The 19,235-nt window shown below is 59.4% G+C and carries 20 protein-coding genes; 6 read left to right on the top strand and 14 right to left on the bottom strand.

Annotated elements, in window-relative coordinates; all coding sequences use genetic code 11:
- Nucleotides 1–283: 283 nt before the first annotated feature.
- The 4 genes from pqqU (at nt 284) to SSARUM_RS15090 (ending at nt 5,522) form a co-directional block, all read left to right on the top strand.
- Nucleotides 284–2,413 carry a TonB-dependent receptor PqqU gene (pqqU, locus tag SSARUM_RS15075; RefSeq protein WP_039565344.1) on the top strand — a complete coding sequence of 710 codons (2,130 nt, stop codon included), beginning with the start codon at nt 284–286 and terminating at the stop codon, nt 2,411–2,413.
- A gap of 147 nt (nt 2,414–2,560) precedes the next feature.
- Nucleotides 2,561–4,933 (top strand): glucose/quinate/shikimate family membrane-bound PQQ-dependent dehydrogenase, encoded by a 2,373-nt coding sequence (locus tag SSARUM_RS15080; RefSeq protein ID WP_033647880.1) that lies wholly within the window; start codon nt 2,561–2,563, stop codon nt 4,931–4,933.
- A gap of 227 nt (nt 4,934–5,160) precedes the next feature.
- Entirely contained in the window at nt 5,161–5,346 is a 186-nt protein-coding gene (locus SSARUM_RS15085; protein WP_033648139.1) for a hypothetical protein, read from the top strand.
- Complete coding sequence (locus SSARUM_RS15090; RefSeq protein ID WP_033647881.1) at nt 5,343–5,522, top strand: hypothetical protein; 180 nt, start codon at nt 5,343–5,345, stop codon at nt 5,520–5,522. Before SSARUM_RS15085 ends, SSARUM_RS15090 begins: the two co-directional genes overlap by 4 nt.
- Here SSARUM_RS15090 and SSARUM_RS15095 read toward each other — a convergent pair.
- From SSARUM_RS15095 to SSARUM_RS15140, 10 genes are all read right to left on the bottom strand, one after another.
- Nucleotides 5,487–6,188 (bottom strand): helix-turn-helix transcriptional regulator, encoded by a 702-nt coding sequence (locus SSARUM_RS15095; RefSeq protein ID WP_080281286.1) that lies wholly within the window; start codon nt 6,186–6,188, stop codon nt 5,487–5,489. The genes SSARUM_RS15090 and SSARUM_RS15095 overlap by 36 nt on opposite strands.
- Nucleotides 6,189–6,297: 109 nt before the next feature.
- Complete coding sequence (locus SSARUM_RS15100; protein ID WP_223181969.1) at nt 6,298–7,119, bottom strand: MrpH family fimbial adhesin; 822 nt, start codon at nt 7,117–7,119, stop codon at nt 6,298–6,300.
- 73 nt (nt 7,120–7,192) lie between these two features.
- Nucleotides 7,193–7,735 carry a fimbrial protein gene (locus tag SSARUM_RS15105; RefSeq protein WP_369819406.1) on the bottom strand — a complete coding sequence of 181 codons (543 nt, stop codon included), beginning with the start codon at nt 7,733–7,735 and terminating at the stop codon, nt 7,193–7,195.
- 14 nt (nt 7,736–7,749) lie between these two features.
- Entirely contained in the window at nt 7,750–8,241 is a 492-nt protein-coding gene (locus SSARUM_RS15110; protein WP_050438937.1) for a fimbrial protein, read from the bottom strand.
- A gap of 15 nt (nt 8,242–8,256) precedes the next feature.
- Complete coding sequence (locus SSARUM_RS15115) at nt 8,257–8,742, bottom strand: fimbrial protein (protein ID WP_223181970.1); 486 nt, start codon at nt 8,740–8,742, stop codon at nt 8,257–8,259.
- Nucleotides 8,743–8,760: 18 nt separating this feature from the next.
- Entirely contained in the window at nt 8,761–9,390 is a 630-nt protein-coding gene (locus tag SSARUM_RS15120; protein WP_209007969.1) for a fimbrial protein, read from the bottom strand.
- A 48-nt stretch (nt 9,391–9,438) separates the two neighbouring features.
- Entirely contained in the window at nt 9,439–10,197 is a 759-nt protein-coding gene (locus SSARUM_RS15125) for a fimbria/pilus periplasmic chaperone (RefSeq protein ID WP_033635126.1), read from the bottom strand.
- A gap of 33 nt (nt 10,198–10,230) precedes the next feature.
- Complete coding sequence (locus tag SSARUM_RS15130) at nt 10,231–12,756, bottom strand: outer membrane usher protein (protein WP_039565341.1); 2,526 nt, start codon at nt 12,754–12,756, stop codon at nt 10,231–10,233.
- Nucleotides 12,757–12,817: 61 nt separating this feature from the next.
- Nucleotides 12,818–13,363 (bottom strand): fimbrial protein, encoded by a 546-nt coding sequence (locus tag SSARUM_RS15135; protein ID WP_033647884.1) that lies wholly within the window; start codon nt 13,361–13,363, stop codon nt 12,818–12,820.
- Between the two features lie 91 nt (nt 13,364–13,454).
- Entirely contained in the window at nt 13,455–13,979 is a 525-nt protein-coding gene (locus tag SSARUM_RS15140) for a fimbrial protein (RefSeq protein ID WP_033653555.1), read from the bottom strand.
- A gap of 775 nt (nt 13,980–14,754) precedes the next feature.
- On the opposite strand from SSARUM_RS15140, the gene SSARUM_RS15145 reads away from it, so the two are divergent.
- Nucleotides 14,755–15,027 (top strand): hypothetical protein, encoded by a 273-nt coding sequence (locus SSARUM_RS15145; RefSeq protein WP_033647885.1) that lies wholly within the window; start codon nt 14,755–14,757, stop codon nt 15,025–15,027.
- Between the two features lie 62 nt (nt 15,028–15,089).
- On the opposite strand, the gene SSARUM_RS15150 is transcribed toward SSARUM_RS15145, so the two are convergent.
- The 3 genes from SSARUM_RS15150 to SSARUM_RS15160 form a co-directional block, all read right to left on the bottom strand.
- The gene (locus tag SSARUM_RS15150; RefSeq protein WP_033653553.1) at nt 15,090–16,523 is read right to left on the bottom strand and encodes an EmmdR/YeeO family multidrug/toxin efflux MATE transporter; all 1,434 of its coding nucleotides are present in this window, start codon (nt 16,521–16,523) and stop codon (nt 15,090–15,092) included.
- A 114-nt stretch (nt 16,524–16,637) separates the two neighbouring features.
- Nucleotides 16,638–17,036 (bottom strand): type II secretion system pilot lipoprotein GspS, encoded by a 399-nt coding sequence (gene gspS, locus SSARUM_RS15155; protein WP_033635132.1) that lies wholly within the window; start codon nt 17,034–17,036, stop codon nt 16,638–16,640.
- Between the two features lie 76 nt (nt 17,037–17,112).
- Complete coding sequence (locus SSARUM_RS15160) at nt 17,113–17,313, bottom strand: hypothetical protein (RefSeq protein ID WP_015378375.1); 201 nt, start codon at nt 17,311–17,313, stop codon at nt 17,113–17,115.
- A 217-nt stretch (nt 17,314–17,530) separates the two neighbouring features.
- On the opposite strand from SSARUM_RS15160, the gene SSARUM_RS15165 reads away from it, so the two are divergent.
- Complete coding sequence (locus tag SSARUM_RS15165) at nt 17,531–17,965, top strand: DoxX family protein (RefSeq protein ID WP_039565328.1); 435 nt, start codon at nt 17,531–17,533, stop codon at nt 17,963–17,965.
- A gap of 47 nt (nt 17,966–18,012) precedes the next feature.
- Here the strand turns inward: SSARUM_RS15165 and SSARUM_RS15170 are convergent, their stop codons facing one another.
- On the bottom strand, nt 18,013–18,975 hold the full coding sequence (locus SSARUM_RS15170; protein ID WP_033635134.1) for a hypothetical protein: 963 nt from the start codon (nt 18,973–18,975) through the stop codon (nt 18,013–18,015).
- Between the last annotated feature and the right edge of the window lie 260 nt (nt 18,976–19,235).

Raw genomic sequence — 19,235 nt, forward strand, 5'->3', positions numbered from 1 at the left:
AAAATAAATGAGATAAACAAATTAAAAAAACGAATAGGATTATGTTTAAGATAAGCCAGGGTGATTTAAAAACGCCCAGCACATCGCTATTGAATAGAGAATTTTATTAATTGAAAACACGCCTCTTTCGGCTGCGCTATTCCAAAGCATACGATATCGGAATATCCTATACTCTTTGCAGGATGCAGTTTCCTTCCCCTTGAATGCCGGTACAGGGAGTCAAAAATGGCTATTTTCGCCCCCTTGCGGGCAACTCTTTCAGCATTATTGGCAGAATTATCTGATGAATAAAAAACGTCCCGCCTTGACCCCGGCAACCCTGTTATTGCTACAGCCGATCTATATCGGCTCGGCCCTGGCGGCGGAGCAAAAAGACAGCGACACCCTGGTGGTGATGGCGCAACCCACCGGATTGACGGAGCTGGGGTCGCCGGTCTCCGTCAGCGTGATCGACGGCGAAGACCTGCGCAACGCCGCGCCGCAGATTAACCTGTCGGAAAACCTCGGCAGCGTGCCGGGCCTGCAGATCCAAAACCGGCAAAATTATGCGCAGGATCTGCAGCTGTCGATACGCGGGTTCGGTAGCCGCTCGATGTTCGGCGTGCGCGGGGTGCGCATGTACGTCGACGGCATTCCCGCCACCATGCCCGACGGCCAAGGGCAAACCTCCAATATCGACATCAATTCCGTCGAACGCATCGAGGTGCTGCGCGGCCCCTATTCCGCGCTGTACGGCAACGCCTCGGGCGGGGTCATCAATGTTGACACCATTACCGGCACCCAGCCGCCGACGCTGGAGGCCGGCGGCTATTTCGGCAGTGACAACACCTGGCGCTACGGGGTGAAAGCGACCGGCGCCACCGGCGACGGCACCCAGGCCGGCGACGTCAACTACGCCATCTCCGGCACCCGCTTTACTACCCAGGGCTACCGCGATCACAGCGCCGCGCGGAAAAACCTCGGCAACGGCAAGCTCGGCGTGCGGCTGGACGACGTCAGCACCCTGACGCTGATGTTCAACAGCGTCTCAATCGATGCCGGCGATCCGGGCGGCCTGACCGAGGCGGAATGGAAGGAAAACCCGCGCCAGGCGCCGCGCGCGGATCAATACAACACCCGCAAATCGCTCGACCAGACCCAGGCCGGCTTGCGCTATCAGCGCCAGATGAGTGAACGCGACGAACTGACCCTGACCGCCTACCACGGCGAGCGCCACACCACGCAGTACCAATCGATCCCGATGGGGCCGCAGCTCAACCCCACCCACGCCGGCGGGGTGATCGTGCTGGAAAGAAAATATCAGGGCATTGACACTCGCTGGAAGCATGAGGATACTCTCGCATCGTTACCGGTAACACTGATCGGCGGTCTGGATTATGAAACCATGACCGAACGCCGGCAGGGGTTCGAAAACTTTATTCTGCGAGACGGCACAGTGGACTACGGCGAGAAAGGCGACCAGCGGCGCAACGAGAAGAACCGCATCTGGAACCTGGATCCTTACCTGCAAACCTCCTGGCAACTGACGCCGCACTGGACGCTGGATGCCGGCCTGCGCTACAGCACGGTCAGCTTCGACTCGACCGACTATTACATCACGCCGCGCAACGGCGACGACAGCGGCAGCAAGCGTTACCACCAGTGGCTGCCGATGGGCTCGCTCAACTACAAGATCAATCCGGCGTGGAACCTTTATCTCTCCGCCGGCCGCGGCTTTGAAACCCCCACCATCAACGAGCTCTCATACCGCCCCGACGGCCAGGCGGGCCTCAACATCGGCCTGCAGCCGTCTACCAGCGACACCGTCGAGCTGGGCAGCAAGCTGCGCCTCGGCAACGGCCTGGTGAGCGCCGCCCTGTTCCAGACCGAGACCGACAACGAACTGGTGGTGGCGGAAAGCAGCGGCGGGCGCACCAGCTATGCCAACGCCGGCAAAACCCGGCGGCGTGGCCTCGAACTGGCGCTGGATCAGGAGTTTGCGCTGGACTGGCGCCTGAATATGGCCTGGACGCTGCTGGACGCCACCTACCGCAGCGATATGTGCGGTAAATCCGGCTGTACTCCCGCCGGCAATCGCCTGCCGGGCATCGCACGCAATATGGGCTACGCCTCGCTGGCCTGGGCGCCGCCGGAAGGCTGGCACGCCGGCGCGGAGCTGCGCTACATGAGCGACATTCAGGCTAACGACGCCAACAGCGCGCAGGCGCCCTCTTACACCGTGGCCGGCGTAAACGCCGGTTATCGCTTTACCTGGAACCGCTGGGCGCTGGACGTCTTCAGCCGGGTAGACAATGTGTTCGATCGCCGTTACGTCGGTTCGGTGATCGTCAACGAAGGCAACGGCCGCTATTTCGAGCCGGCGCCGGGTCGCAACTGGGGTGGCGGCGCCACCTTGTCTTACCGCTTTGAATAAGGCAAAGCACCTTAAGGTTAAAAAACGGGATGGGTTTTACGTCACCCTAGCGGCTTCCCGCTGAAATATTAGGGATAAACCGCGTGTTTTTTCCGATTTGGCTTAATCTCTAAATCGGGGACTTTCATTTTTGGTAAGGGTATTGCTATGCAAAATAAAGCGTCACTATCGCCGCTTATCGTCATAACGGCGCTATTTGCCGCGCTGAGCGGGCTTTATCTGCTCGGCGGCGGCATTTGGCTGGCCAAGTTGGGCGGTTCGCTGTATTACATCATCGCCGGGCTGGTGCTGCTGGCGACCTCCTGGCTGCTGTTCCGCCGCCGCGCCACCGCGCTGCTGCTGTACGCGGTATTCCTGCTGGGCACCACTATTTGGGCCCTGTGGGAAGTCGGCCCGGACTTCTGGGCGCTGACGCCGCGCCTGGACGTCACCTTCTTCTTCGGCCTGTGGCTGGTGCTGCCGTTTATCTACCGTAAGCTGGTCGCCAACGGCAAGTTCGCCTACGGTGCGCTGAGCGCGGCGCTGGCAATCACCGTCATCGCGCTGGCCTATGCCGTATTCAACGATCCGCAAGAGATCAACGGCACTCTCGACGCCGCGCAGGTGCAGCCGAAAGACGCCAACGGCGCCGACTGGCCGGCCTATGGCCGCACCCAGGAAGGCACCCGTTACTCGCCGCTGAGCCAGATCAACGACAAAAACGTTGGCCAGCTGCAAGAGGTTTGGCGTTTCCAGACCGGCGATCTTAAGACCGCCAACGATCCGGGTGAGATCACCAACGAAGTCACGCCGATCAAGATCCGCGATACCCTTTACATGTGTACGCCGCACCAGAAGCTGTTCGCGCTGGATGCCGCCACCGGTAAAGAAAAGTGGAAATTTGATCCGCAGCTGAAGTACAACCCGACCTTCCAGCACATCACCTGCCGCGGCGTGTCTTACCACGAAACCGCTGCAGCCGCGGGCGCCGCCGGCGATGCCGCACCGGCGATGTGCGCGCGCCGCATCATTCTGCCGGTCAACGACGGTCGCCTGTTCGCGCTGGACGCCGACACCGGCAAACCGTGCCCGGACTTCGCCAACAACGGCGAGTTGAACCTGCAGAGCAACATGCCGTATGCGACGCCGGGCCACTACGAGCCGACTTCGCCGCCGGTGATCACCGATAAAGTGATCGTCATCGCCGGCGCCGTGACCGACAACTACTCCAACCGCGAGCCTTCCGGCGTCATTCGCGGCTTCGACGTCAACAGCGGCAAGCTGCTGTGGGCCTTCGATCCGGGCGCGAAAGATCCGAACGCCATCCCGGCGGACGAGCATCACTTCGTGCCGAACTCGCCGAACTCCTGGGCGCCGGCCGCCTATGACGCCAAGCTGGATATCGTCTATCTGCCGATGGGCGTTTCCACGCCGGACATCTGGGGCGGCGATCGCACCCCGGAAATGGAGCGCTACGCCAGCGGCCTGCTGGCGCTGAACGCCTCCACCGGCAAGCTGGCCTGGTTCTATCAGACGGTACACCACGACCTGTGGGATATGGACGTGCCGGCGCAGCCGACCCTGGCGGACATTACCGACAAGAGCGGTAAAAAAGTGCCGGTCATCTACGTGCCGACCAAAACCGGCAACATCTTCGTGCTGAACCGCACCAACGGCGAGCTGGTGGTGCCGGCCCCGGAGAAACCGGTACCGCAGGGCCCGGCCAAAGGCGACCGCCTGTCGCCGACCCAGCCGTTCTCCGAGCTGACCTTCCGTCCTGAGAAGAAACTGACCGGTGCGGACATGTGGGGCGCGACCATCTATGACCAGCTGGTCTGCCGCGTGATGTTCCACAGCCTGCGTTACGAAGGCACCTTCACCCCGCCGTCCGAGCAGGGCACGCTGGTGTTCCCGGGTAACCTCGGCATGTTCGAGTGGGGCGGCCTGGCCGTCGATACCGATCGCGAAATCGCCATCGCCAACCCGATCGCGCTGCCGTTCGTGTCCAAGCTGATCCCACGCGGCCCAGGCAACCCGATTGAGCCGCCGGAAGGCGACAAGGGCGGCAGCGGCACCGAGTCCGGCGTACAGCCGCAGTATGGCGTGCCGTTCGGCGTGACCCTGAACCCGTTCCTGTCACCGTTCGGTCTGCCGTGCAAACAGCCGGCCTGGGGTTACATTTCCGCCGTGGATCTGAAAACCAACGACATCGTGTGGAAAAAACGCATCGGCACCGTGCGCGACAGCTCCCCGCTGCCGCTGCCGTTCAAAATGGGCATGCCGATGCTGGGCGGCCCGGTGACCACCGCCGGTAACGTGTTCTTCATCGGCGCCACCGCAGACAACTACCTGCGCGCCTTCAGCGTGACCAACGGTGAAAAACTGTGGGAAGCACGCTTGCCGGCCGGCGGCCAGGCGACGCCGATGACCTATGAGGTCAACGGCAAGCAGTACGTGCTGATCTTCGCCGGCGGCCACGGTTCCTTCGGCACCAAGCTGGGTGACTATCTGGTCGCTTACGCCCTGCCCGACCAGAAGTAACCGCTGCAGTTAATACCGCGCAAAGCACGCCGCAAGGCGTGCTTTTTCTTTTCCCGCCCCGCCGACTGCCCCTCGTAATACCCTTAATTTTTTCACTCTCATTATTGATAATGGTTATCATTCGCAATATTATGAGTACGTGGCCCCGGCAGCGGCCCGAAATCCTTCTCCAGCTTAATGGGCAATACAACGATCGGCCGCCTGCGGGCGGCTTTATTCGGAGGCGCATGGTCGACCATACTCGGAAGCATCGAAAGAAAATTCTACAAGCGGCGGTGAAGACGCGGCGCGCCGCTCTGCCGCTCGCGGCGAACTCCCCCGCCACTGCGCATTTTATTGGTTTGCCCCATCAGACGGAGGCCGTGCTGGTGCACCTGGTCGGCGATGATGACGCACAAGAGGAGCATGAATGAACCTGCAGCCCTTTACCGCCATGCTGATGTTCGCCTACGTGCTGTTGATGGTGCCGCTGCTCTACATCATCGACAGCCGGCTGAGCGCCAGCAAACTGGTGCGCAAAGCCACACAAAACTTCATCATCATCGTGTTGACGCTACTGTTCTTCAGCGCGATGACGCTGCTGTATTGACGCCGCAGCGGTTCCGGCGCCAAGCCGCGCACCTGAACCGCACCCCTCTCCTCGCGCCCGCTCTACGGTTTTCAGGCCCCCTTGCCGCAGCCAGTGGTATAAATCGACGTTGCGCTTGAACCCCAGTTTTCTCATCGCTGCCTGTTTGTGGTTACTGACGGTCTTCACGCTCAACGCCAAATAACGCGCTATCGCCGTCGGCGGCATTTCCCAGGCCAGATAGCGCATCACATCCTGTTCGCGGCGGGTAATGCGCTGCCGCTCGCACCAATAACAGCGGCGCGCTTCGCTATCAGACGTCTGCAACGCCAGCGCCTGTTCCACCCGGCTCAGTACGAGGCCGATCGTATCGTTGCGAAAGATCACACCCGATTCGCTGATGCAGCGCGGCTTGTCGCGCCAACGGGTGTCATCCGGCGCACGCAGAGAAAAATTAATCTGTTTACCGCCCTCCGCGGCACGCAGGCAGAATCGCGCCTGCCAATCCCTTTCCACGGACTGGAACACCATATCCGCCTGCGCCGCCGCGGCGGGATCCAGCAATCGAACCGGAATCGCCCTGCGGGCAAAATAAGACAGTAGCACCCGCTGCAGCCCTTCAATAAAAAAGCGGTCGTTATCGATGAACGCCAGGGACAGACTATTTCCCATCGGTACCTTCTCCATGAAATCTCCCTTTTCGCGCCCAGATGCACGTCATCCTTTCCGCTTATCAGCGCTAACAAGACCGATGACGGCCTTGCGGTGATACGCGGCCTTAAGCGCGACCAAGCGGCTACGGCAGCGCCAGAATGGCGACCGACTGCCCAGAGTAATCACCAGCTTTGACCGTTCCGGTCACGCCGAGCGTTGAAGTGACCGGCAACGTGATGCCGCTCGTGTCGGCAGTGAACGGATACCCCTGATTGCCCAACACGCCATTGATGCGCAGCGTGCTGTAGACGCCCGAGTTGTTGCCCAGATCCAAACGGCCGCTGCTGCCGGTGCGGATATACATGACGATATTCATCTTCTGCGAACACACCACCCGCAGACTGCCGCGCGCGGTATTACCCGCCAGTTCAGTGTCCTGCAGCACGCCATGGTTCAAATCGAGCTGCTGCTCATCAATGCCGCACACCCCGACCGGCGGCGGCGCGATGCCGCAGACGCTGCTGGGCATCAGGCGCGCATTGCTCCCCGTTACCGCGGAACCGGAGCGCGTGTTGTAAAACAACCCGACGCACTCCTGAGTGATCGACTCCCCCACGTGCGAAGTGCTCCCCTGTATCGGCAACGGATAGATGCTTTGATAAAAACGGCTGAGTTCGCCCATCGTCGCCAATTGAGTAATTTGCGGATAACGCGTCGAGCCGACAACGTAGGCAGACGGTGACACCGAAGATGTGCCCCCGGTGTTGGTGCTGGTATGCCGGTGGTTAATGCCGATAGCGCAATTTGCCTGCTGATAGCAGGGATTGGGCGACAGGTCGTCCATATCCCAGCTTTCAAGCACGAACTTATAGCTAGCGTTGGAGGGAGAGCCGGTGCTTTGGGTGACGTACGAATAGATTTGTGCCGAGCACAGCCCCGGCGCCAGGCCAAGCAGTAGAGACATCCATCTGAAGTGAGCACGCTGCATCGCGTCAGGTCCTTATTCTGTTTTACCGAATACCGGGCCGGCCCGGCGTTTATTGATAGTCCAGGTTGAAAGTCGCAATGGCGTTGAACGCGCCGCGACCGATGGTCTTCTTCGCCAGCGCCTCCGGTTCGCCCCGCACATAAGCCTGCACGGCGATCACCGTACTGCCGTTCTGCAACGGGTATTTGCCGCCGGCGCTGTTGAGCGGCAATGGCCGCCCTTGCGCGGTTTCCATGCCGATGGCGATCCCGCTGGCCTCGCTGCTCGCCGCCAGCGCCAACAACCCCGGCAACTGCGGGTTTTCCTCGCCCTTGAAGGTGATCGACACCGTTTTTCCCAGACTCAGATCGCATTCGGACAGCCGCAGCTCGAACGGTTGGCTCAACGTGCGCTGATTCAGGTACAGGTATTTGTCGACCACAGTGCCGAAATCCAGTTGGATATCTTCGTCGCCCGGCTGAATGACACAGGGCTCCGCCACCAGCGCGCCGTGCATATACAGATTGTCCGCCGCTCGCACCATGCCGCTCACGCCCAGTGAAAACAGCAACAGCCCCGCCGTCGCCCAGCGGCGTCTTGGCGTCATTTTCATACGTGTTCCCTCCTTCACTGGTAGTCAGCCTGCAGGGTCGCCGTGGCGTCGAACGCCCCTTCCGTCAAGGTTTCCCCCGCCTTGCCGACCGGCACCGCTTCCAGCACCGGCGGCTTGAGCGGATCGATGGGCAGCGAACTGCCCACTTTGAATGGCGCGGCATTTTGGTAAATGCGAATGCCCAGATAACGGTGGTTGGTTTGCACCGCCGCCTCATCGAAAGAGGTCGCCGTGCCGTTCAGGCGCAACATCATGTCCCACTTGCCGATCCCCGGCTCGCAGGTAATGCGATAGCCGATGGTTTGCCGGTAATTCACGCCGTCGACCTTATTGATACCGACGCGATCGCCGAAATCCACATCGATCACGCCATCATCGTTGATGGTGCAGGGCGGCGGCTCGATCAGCGTGCCGCGGAACTGCATATCGACCGTTTTTTCCGCCCAGGCGAAGTGGCACACCACGCCGGCGCACAGCAGCACGCTCGCCGTTAAACGCTGTTTCATGCTCTAGCTCCTGCGTTACTGATAGTCCACTTTCATCGTCGCGCCGGCGGTGAATTCGCCCGCCGTCAGTTTGGCAGTGGCCGATTTCACCGGCACCGCCTCAAGCGTCGGCGTGACGGGATAGGTAAAACTCAACCACTGATTGATCGGCCAGCGGCTGCCCCCGTGAAGCAGCGCGATGCCCAGTCCGTCCTGGCTGGTGCGCAACAATTGACCGTCGAAACCGGCCGCCGCCCCCTGAACCTGCAGTTTGAGAGCGTTGCTGCTCTGCCCGTTGCACGTCAGCGTATAGTTCACCGGCCGCCGATAGTTGCTGCCGTCGATCCGGGTGGTCATCACTTCATCGCCGAAATTCACCTCGATAGGCTGCCCACCGTTGATAACGCAGGGAGGGGAAAGCACGGTGACCCGCACGTTCACCAGGGTGTTCGCCTCAGCCGACAGTTGAACCAGCGCCAACAGCCCCGCCAGCCAGAGCGCCGTTCGGCTTCGTTTCATCATCTGCGCCATCTCACCGCCTCAGTCATAACTCAGCCTAAAATCCACCGCCGCCCGATAAGCGCCGGCCATCAACGGCGCCGCGGTTCGCTCCGGCGCGACGGTGTAGCTCAAGGTATTCTGCCCCGGCGTCAGCATCAGCGGCTCACCGCGGCTGCCCAGGCGAACGTCGCGGCCGCGGCCGTCCAGCAGGCGCAGCCCCAGACCAGACACGCCCTGCGCTTTCACCAACTGTGGGTTGTCCATATCCGTCGGCGCGCCGAAGCTGACCGTCACCGCCGGTTGGTTCGGCGCCCAGGTCAGTGCGCCGGTGCGCGCATCGCGCTGGCTGGTCGAGGCGCGCAGACAATCTTGCAGACGCAGCTCGAACGCCACCGGCAGCCCGCGATCGCCGGCCTGCCGCAAGCGTGCGGTGCCGGTTTCCCCCAGCCAAATATCCTGCCGCGCGCTGGTCATCTCCAACCGACAGGCACTCTCCGTCAGCGCGCCGCGCACCTGCAACACGCCGTTGGCGCCTTCCACCTGCCAGTTGTCGGCCGCGACGGCTTTCGGCAATAGCAGCGGCAACATCAGCGCCAGGCCGCCCATCGCGGCGTAATAGCGCCATTCGCAGCGCTGCGGCAGGCTGTCCTTTTTCAGTTTTCGTTTCATCCTTTGCACCTGAGTCACTCTCCCGTCGATAACGGCCTGAACAGAGGGTTATGAAGCCGGTTTCTTTTCCGGCACCACTTTGCAACTGCCGCCGCTGCAGCTGAAACTGAGCTGCGGCCGGCCGCCGTAGTCGTTGATATAGGTCAGCACCGGGCTGCCGCCCAGGGCCGCCGCGCTCACGGTCAGCCGCGCATTGCTCTTGGGCGCGATCATGAAGGGCTCGAAACCCTGCGCGCCTTCGCCGTGCTTTTTGCTCCCGGCATCGACAATGGTGATGTAATAAGGGGTCGGGTTATTGACCTGATAGCCGTCTCCCTGCCGCGTCAGTGTCAGTTGCTCTTGCCACGGCGTCGCCATGTCGGCGCGGCTCGGCACGATCGCCGTCGGCCGGTAAAACAGCTTGATGCGCGTTTGCAGCGCGATCTGCAGCGTGTTCGGTTTGTCGCTCTTCGGCGGGATCTCGCGCAAATTGAAGTAGTACAGGCTCTCGCGATCCTGCGGCAGCTGTTTGGCCGCCGGCAGCGCCTGAATCTTTATCTGGCTCGGTTTGCCCGGCTCGATGCGCTGCACCGGCGGCAGCACCACCAGCGGGCTCTGAATCTTGTTGCCCTGCTCGTCCTCCAGCCAACCCTGCGCCAGATACGGCAGCTGTTTGTTCTGGTTGCTGAGGTTCAGGCTGACCGAGCTCTGGCCGCCGTCAAAGATCACCCGGGTGCGATCGAGCGCGATCGCCGCCGATGCCTGCTGCGACATCGCTGTGCTCAACAGGGCGATCGCCGCCGCGGTCTTCAGGGAAATGTTCTGCATGTTGTCGATTACTCCAGATTCAGAATGATGAATTTATTCAGCCGGGGCGAGCGGCCGGCAAGGCAGCAACAATGTGCGCATCAGCATGTCGGCCGGCAGCGAAGACGGCAGCTGTATTTGGCACTGTGCGGCACCATTCCAGTGGACCGTCATGGTTTCACCGGCGTTGATGCCGCTCAGGTAGACGCTGCCGCCGTCGTTGACGATGCCGGTTTCCTGTTTGCGGGCGTTCAACACCGTAGCGCCGAACGGCGGCGTACTGCCGTCCGCCAGTTTGACGATCGCCATTGCCTTCTCACCGGCGATCACATCGAACTTGCGGTAGCCAATCGCCCCTTCCGTCAGGGTGGCCTGCACCACCGATCGGGTGGCCTCGGCGTTGTCTCCCAGCTTGTTCAGATCGATGCTGGCCTTGTTGCGGTAATAGCTGTTGACGTCCGCCACCACCGCCTTGCCGAAGCGGTTGGTGCTCACGGTGCTGCCGTAGCCGCGCACCGGTACCCCGGCTACGCCGTTGGTGTCCAGCAACAGGCGCGTACCGCCCATAACGGTAGAGCGATGCAGCGCGCCGCCTTCCTGCGTGACGGTCATCCCTCCCTGCGCGGACAGGCCAACGGCGCTGTAGCGCCCGGCCTGATAGCTGGCGTTGGCGCTCAGACGCGCCACGTCGCCCTCGTGGTTGTAGTAGCCGTTCAAATTGGCGCCGCTACGCGCGCTGCCGGCGCTCACCTGATAGTTGTTGTGTTCGTCGACGCGGTTGTAGTACCCCACGCGATGAGTGTTGTCGTTGCGATTCACCGTGGTGTTGTAGCTGAGAGTGGCACCATTGCCCCACGGCATTGACAGCGACAGATACATGCCGTCGTCGTTGGTCTCGTTGTAACGGTTGCGATAAGCCGACAACGACAGGCTCAGGTTTTTGAAGTCGCCGATGTCGAAATAGCGCGACGCCGTCAGGCTGTAACGGTCATTGGCCGGGCGATCCCAATAAGTCTGATGGTTGTAGTTGAGGTAGGTGCTCAACCCCCAGTCGCGGAACTGCTTGTTAAAGGTGATGGTGTACATCTCCTTGTTGTTGCCGACCCGATTACCGTAATAACGCGCGTCGAGGTATTCGCTCATGCTCATGTAGTCTTCTTGCGAGAAACGGTAGCCGGCGAAGGTGACCTGGCTGTCCAACTCATCGAAGGTTTTCGAATAGCTCACCCGGTAAGAACCGCCGCTCAGCGTTTTTTCCTGCTGCGGCAGGCGCGCCCGCGATTGGGTGGCGTCGAACGACAGCGCGCCGAACATCATCAGATCGCGCCCCACGCCCAGCGAAAGGGCGTTATAATCGCCGCCCGCCAACGCGCCGCCATACAACGACCAGCCGTTGCTGATGCCCCATGAGAATTCGCCGGTGCCAAACAGCGGCCCGCGAGCGTGGTGTTGCCAGTCGGACGGCTTGCCCGCCGCCAGTTTGAAACGCCACGAGCCCGGGCGGGTCAGATACGGAATGCTGGCGGTGTTCATCTTGAACGCCTGTACGCTGCCGTCCTGTTCTTCCACCCGCACATCCAACTCGCCGGAGATGGCGTCATTGATGTCCTGAATACGGAACGGCCCCGCCGCCACCTGGGTTTCATAAATGACCCGCCCCTGCTGACTGATGGTCACCTTGGCGTTGGTTTTGGCCACGCCGACCACCTCTGGCGCATAGCCGCGCAGGTTGGGCGGCAGCATATTGTCGTCGGAGACCAGACTCGCGCCTGAAAAACGGAAGCTCTCGAAAATGCCCGAATCCAAATAGTCTTCACCCAGCGTCAGGCGCGAACGCAGCGCGGGGATGGCGCGGTAGGCGTAATAGCGGCTCCACTCCAACTTCTTATCGGTAGGCTGCCCGACACCGGTTTGATGGTTAAGCTGCCCCTGCCAGTCGGCGCGCAGACGCCAGGCGCCGAGATTGGCGCCGGCGGTACCGTTGCCGCTGACGCTATACTCGCGAGTGCCCTCCTTTTGCTGATGCCGGCTTTGAGCATTGAGGTTATAGTCGAACAACAACCCCGGAATGCCCTCATCCCAGCGCGACGGCGGATCCCAGTCTTCCGAGCTGTACTCCATATAAGCCTGCGGCACGCTCAGATAGAGCGCAGCCGTCGCAAGATCGCCGCGCGACGCCATGCCCTTCAGGCTGGATTCGTCCAGACACTCACCCTGATGCCACCAGCTGAGCGATCGCACCATCTCTTGCTTCAGCCCCAATTGTTCGACCAACGCTTTGGTGATGCAGGCCCGGCTGCCGTCCGGATCGCTGTCCGGCGGATAAAACGATATTTTTTGCTCCGGCAGTTCGTTTTTATTGATATGAACCACCATGCTGTAACTCCCCGGCATAATGTAGCCGCTGCGGGAAAATTGGCTTAGGTCGATATTTTTCCGATCGTTAACATCCAGAATGTCGGTATTAAATTGAATACCGTCTTCAGCGTAAACACGCGTTGATGAACTTCCCAGTGCCAGCGTGATACATAACCCCAAAACCTGAAATCGAAATAGCTTCCCAGCAGGTGATAACATCATATCCCTAACCTTTATCGTATATTTCCGTCGTTGCGGCCCACCGTAAGCCGTAATAAAAACTTCAGTAATAATCCAGCTTGAAGCGCACCGCAGAAAAATAGCTTCCGGCATGCAGCGGTTGCTTATTGGCAACCAGCTTGATGGAATAGTTGAGCGACATGCTTCCTGGTGAAATATCGCCACGCGGCAAAGGCACACCGGGCGCCGCGATATTCCCTTGGCCATCGGATATTTGCAGCGCCACACCCTTCGCGTCTCCGCGCACGCCGAATAACTCGCCATCGGCATCGCCGTCAAAAACAACCTGGAATTGCTTCCAGTTCGGCAAATTGGGCTTTGGCCGTTCAAACGTGCAGTTGATTAATTCGATGGTGAATGGGCGCGTATTGCCCTGTCCATCGCGCGCAATATTTCCCAGCGGCAACACATCCATATCGATAGTCTGATCGCGACTGCCGGCGGCAATGGCGCAAGCGGTATCGATAATGGCTCCTTGCATATTCACTCGCCCCCATCCCTGAACCTTGGGAGCAGCCTGAGTGGCCGGAATAACTAGCATGGTCATCAATATGCAAGGAGACACTAAATGGTAAATAAACCGGTTCATTGAATACCCCTGACAAATACCCTTCATCCTGGGAAAATGCATGCGGGATATCCCGCATGCATAAAAGACGTCACGCCAATGGCGATGAGACTTATTGGTAAGCCAGTTTGAAATCGGCTACGGCGGTGAAATCACCTGGAACCACGGTGGCGGAAGCGCCGTCACCCTGCAGGTAAGCGGCGAAGCGCAGCGTGTTGTTGCCGTCGTTCAACGTCTGAGGAGCCGTTGCGGTGCCCAGTTTGATCGGATTGCTCGCCATGTCGGTAATGGCGATGCTGGCGCCGCTGGCGGTACCGATGATGCCCAGCAGATCAGGATTCGCGGCAGAAGCCTTGCCGTCAAAAGTGGTGGTGACGGTTTTCAGCGTGGAGGTGTCGCACTGTTCCAGTTTAATATCGAACTGACGCGGCGCTGATTTGCCGCCATTTTTCAGCGCGACATTGGAAATCTGCCCCATTTCCACAGTTTGATCGGCCGATTCAGGCGCAATGGAGCAAGGAGCATCAATAATAGAACCGGTAAAAGTCACTTTGCCATGACCCTGATCGGCGGCATTCGCCAGAGAAGACACGCCAAACGCCAGAACAGTTGCCAGCATGATTTTGTTCAGTTTCATAATTCACTTATTCCTTTAATATTGTGTAAAAAGCGCAGGATTGCTCCCGTTCCTTTAACAGCCATTTATACATTCCAGAATGAATAACGGTATTACTCTTCGCCAAAAAGAAAGACGTCGCAATTGTGAAATCGCGACTGTCAATTCATTACCACCCAATTAGGGTTATAAACGAATAGCTAAACAGGCAAAAGAAAAACACGCTTAAATAAAGATCGTCTAAAGACTTACCCTTCAGAGATATTTAAAATAAGTTCCTTCTTACCCGCTCATTTTGGCCTGGTTATTCTTACAAAAACACTCACACCTTGGAAAGCCATTTTAATCAAAACCAATAAATACAAAATATAAGCCCAAAAACCACGAGACGAATATATTTTTGCGAGACAACAGATCGTAAAAGCAATAACACCAGTCAATTGTATCGAAAAACATATTTTCCACGACATTAACGATCGCCATTTTGCTATTTGCGTTATAATGCGCCGAGAAAGAGAAGGAAGACTTAACGATCCGAACAGGTGAAAACCAGGCTCGGAAGTACACCATGGAGCAAAACAATGAAATACAGCCAATACACACAGCCTGCCGGGCCCCCGGCAACGGCATTCTCCATCCTGCCCCTTGCGCGCCGCCGGGTTATAGCGGCGAAAATATCAGGTTCAGACGGCCGTCCGGGAATAGCTCAGGAGCGTCTTGTCGGCAACCGGCACTATTCTCTGACCCATCTTTTACCGCTATATCAAAACTCACCTGAAGTTTAAGGGAGGCTTACATGGCAAAACGCATCTCAAAACAACAAGAATTGCAGAACCTGCAGCAACATTTACTCACGACGCTACACAACCTGTGCCCTTCAGCCAGGGAAACGCCGCCGCCGCCCCCCGGCGAATGGCCCACCACGCGCCAATTGGCCGAGTCCAACGACTTGACGATTTATCAGGCGCGCAATTTGCTGCTGAGCCTGGCGGGCAAGGGAAAAGTGCTGGTCACCCAAGGCCCTGTCAATAACTCACTGCGCTGGTATCCTTCGACTCACCACTCCTGACGACGCCATTTTCTTGTCGGCGGCCGTTCAATCGGCGCCGGCAGTTTCCCGATAATACACGGTTAACCTTTCCTCTCTCGCCTCATCCGCGGATATTTCCACAGCCAGCGCCCGCTGACCATGCGCCAATAGAACAAGGCGCCGCGCACTGCCCAATCGAGGAACATCCCCAACCAGACGCCCACCACGCCCATGCCCAGTTCAATGCCCAGCGCGTAGCCCGCCACCACGCGGCAGCCCCACATGCCCAGCATCGTCACCCACATGGCAAAGCGGGCATCGCGCGCGCCTTTCAGCCCGGCAGGCAACACCCAGGAAGCGGCCCAGATCGGCATAAAGGCGGCGTTGAGCCAAATCAGGGTTTTCACCACCGATTTCACGTCATCCTGCGAGGTATAAAACGCGGCGAATACCCCGGCCAGCGGCGCCGTGCCCCAGGCGATGGCGGTTAGCCCAAGGGTAGACAGCCAGAAAATATGGCGCAGCTGCCGCTCCGCCTGGCCGATCTCGCCTTTGCCGAGCCGCCGGCCGACGATGATGGTCGAGGCCGATCCCAACGCGTTGCCCGGCAAGTTGATCAACGAAGCGATGGAGAAGGCGATGAAGTTACCGGCGATCACGTTGGTGCCCATGCCGGCGACGAACATCTGCGTCAACAGCTTGCCGCCGTTGAACAATACCGATTCAACGCTGGCGGGAATGCCGATCCCCAGCACTTCCCACAGGATGCTCATCTTCAGCGGCGTGAAATAGCTTTTCAGCGTGATGTGCAGCGCCGGGTTAAAACCGATCGCCAGCACATAGAGAATGGCGATGGCGCCGATATAGCGGGAAATCGTCAGCCCCAGCCCGGCGCCGACGAAGCCCAGCCCGTGCCAACCCAGCATGCCGTAAATCAGGATGCTGCTGATGATGATATTGAGGATATTCATGCCGCCATTGATCAGCAGCGGGATCTTGGTGTTGCCCGCGCCGCGCAGGGCGCCGCTGCCGATCAGCGCAATCGCCGCCGCCGGGTAGCTCCACACCGTGGTCTGCAGGTAAGAGAGCGCCAGCGCTTTCACTTCCGGCGAGGCCGCGCCGGCGATCACATCGATGATCGGTTCGCCCGCCAGATGAATGCCCGCCGCCAACAGCAGCGCCACGCCGGTCATCAAGACCAGCGACTGACGCGCCGCCGCCCGCGCGCGCCTGCGATCCCGCTTGCCGAGGCTGAAGGCCACCACCACGGTGGTGCCGAGATCCACCGCGGCGAAAAAGGCGATGATCACCATGTTGAAGCTGTCCGCCAGCCCCACCCCGGCCATCGCCTCTTTGCCGAGCCAGCTCACCAGAAAGGTGCTCAGCACCCCCATCAGCAGCACGCAGGCGTTCTCCAGGAAGATCGGCACCGCCAGCGGCGTGATCTCGCGCCAGAACAGCACGCGGTAGCTTTTCCGTTTGGCGTACCAGGGCGTATTTTCCACGCGCTGACGCAGGGCGGCATACAGGTTCAAGGTGGGCTCGGTGGATAAAAGTGAAACATCATTTCAAATGATGATCGATAAATCGTTATCCTGCAAAGAATTTTTGGGCGCCCGTGACGAGCACCCGACAGGCTTGCCGCAACGCTACTCCATGTAGTCTTCCTGATCGGCCTGCGCCGCCGCGATAAAGCGCGCGGTGCTGCGGCTGAGCGTGGCGCATTTATCCGTCAGCAGCTGATTATCCTGTTGCAGAGCCAGATAGCGCGCCTGGGTGAGCGCCGGCAGCTGCCGATACCCTGCCGCATGCGTGTCCCAGCCGCGGTGCTGCGCCGTACGCATCGCGGTGCGCTGCAATTTCACATCGTCCGGCACTTCGCTGCGCCCGCACGCCACGCGCAGGAAATGCCCGCCGGCCAGCATCAGAGCGATGTGATCCAACTGCGCCTGCAGCGGCGGCGCCGGTTTATGCGCCGTCTGCTGACAACCCGCAAGCAGCAGCAACGCCACCGCGCCGCAAAGAGAAGTGCGAAACAGAGTAGACATGGGCGCTCCCGGAAACCTGTGGGTGATGCAATGATCTTAGGTGAGCGGATGCCGGGCGGCAAGGCGGGCTACACGCTTAGCGCCGGCCGCTGCTGACCTTGGTGGCGCGGGCGGGGTTGCCGGCGACGAACTCCAGCGTGGGGGAATAGTAAAACGGCAGCCAGGCGTTATAGCCGCTCTCCCACTCCCATTTGACCGGGCAGGGCCACAGCATGTCTTCATGCAGGATGTAATAGATCCACCGCCCGGGCGGACGGCGCGGTTTGCGCGTTTTCATAGCGGGTTCGACGGCCTGATGGAATGCGATAGGGTGAACTGCTGCATTTTACCGCGATTTGGGTCGCGGGGACAGCCTGCGTTGCCGTGCGCAATGCCCGCCGAACCTCGCCCGCTGATTCGGCGTAAAGCCCGCCGTTTTACTGATCCAGAACATCTTTCGCATTCACCTTGCTGATATATTGATTGAAAATCATTCCTATTCAGGAGGAAGGGTCATGGTTAAGTCACTGAATGCGGCATTCACGCGCCTTTTTGATCGCCCGGACGCCGGTAAGTTGGCGCTCAGACTGACCTTCGGCGGGTTGATGCTGTTTCACGGCGTGGCAAAAATTCAGCATGGCATCGGCTGGATCGCCGATGCGTTACAACAACAGGGGCTGCCCGCCTTCATTGCCTATGGCGTGTATGTTGGGGAGATCCTGGCGCCGATACTGATCGTTTTGGGGCTGTTCACCCGCCCCGCCGCGCTGGTTTACGCCCTCACGCTGGTGGTGGCGTTTCTGATGGTGGGCACCGGCAAGGTGTTTACCGTCACAGATGTCGGCGCCTGGGGCATTGAAAACGAACTGGTGTTCTTTATGGGTGGGGTCGTCATCCTGCTGCTGGGCAGCGGGAAATACGCGATCGCGCGCAATGAAGCCTATCGGTAAGCGGCACTATAGAGGAGGTTCCTGATTCGAACCTCCTTTTTGCATGCCTAAGGTTTGGCAAGCAGCGTGTTCGCCATGAAAGACAGTAAGGCGGTCGATTGAGGGTAGGCTGCACGGTTCTCGGTGACCTCGCGATCAAACCGCCAGTTCATGATGTAAACCACAGGCGCATTGGGATATTGGTTAATAAAATCCCAATACAGTTGAATTTGCGCATGCAGTTGCTGGTCGTTCATTCCTAACGATGCCGTGGAAGGCGGTACCAACACCCACTTTTGTCCGGCTGCGCTTATCGGCGCCAGGCGGTTGTAGGTACTCCACATATCCGCCACCGACCAGTTGTAGTTATCCACCCCAACCCAATCGGGCGTGCTTTTTACGTTGGCCGGACACGCGGTCGCAGGCGCGCCCTGCTGTATTTCACGGATCCATTCGGCGTTGTTGGCATGCCGGTAGGACAAGATGGTGTAGATGGGGATCGCGACGCCATACTGCTGCATGGCCTGCCGCAGGGTGCAAACATAGCTTGAATATTGGTAAGCGTCGTATTTCCCCGCGGTCTGTAACGCGGGAACGTCGAACGGCTCATCGATAAAATAAATGGCGCCGGGCTTATGTTTGGCTTCGGCGATCTTTTTCACCGCCGTCCAAATGGCGTTCCAGGAACCCGCGGCCTGACAACTGCCGTTCGAGTCTGCGCCAGGGCAGATATCGATAAACGGCGATCCCGAGACCGCACCCGAACCAGCCTGAATGTTCACGGCGCAGGTGCCACCGGCGCAAACGGGCAGATTGAGGCTTGCCAACGTGTGCACCACGTTCAGATTGGTCATACTGAAGCCGGTGCCGGTAATCGCCTTAAGCGCCTCTGTGGCGCTGAAAGACGGCGTGGCAGTTTCATAAAAGTCCAGCCAGTCATAGCCGTAATACTTGATATTGGCGTTGGGGCCCGCCGCCAGAGCGTTGGCGCCGATCAGGCACCAGCACAGCAGTGCAAAACGTTTCAACATACTCTTCTCCTTCAAACCCTCGTCGATGTTAGCCAAAGGTGGGCGGCAAACGGCGCCGCCGACCGGAAACACCATCGTGGCACCGGCTATCGGCGGTGGCCCGTCGTTTGCGTTGTGCAGCGGCAGAACGAACACGGTTCAGGTTTGAGGAATACGTCGCGTCGGTTTGCTTGCCGAGCGGCGAGGAGATGCGGGTAAAAAAGAACCTGGAAGAGCCAGGCAAAGCCCGGCGGGAATCAAGCTTTATAGTCTGAACCGCC

Source organism: Serratia sarumanii (genome assembly GCF_029962605.1).
Lineage (GTDB): Bacteria > Pseudomonadota > Gammaproteobacteria > Enterobacterales > Enterobacteriaceae > Serratia > Serratia sarumanii.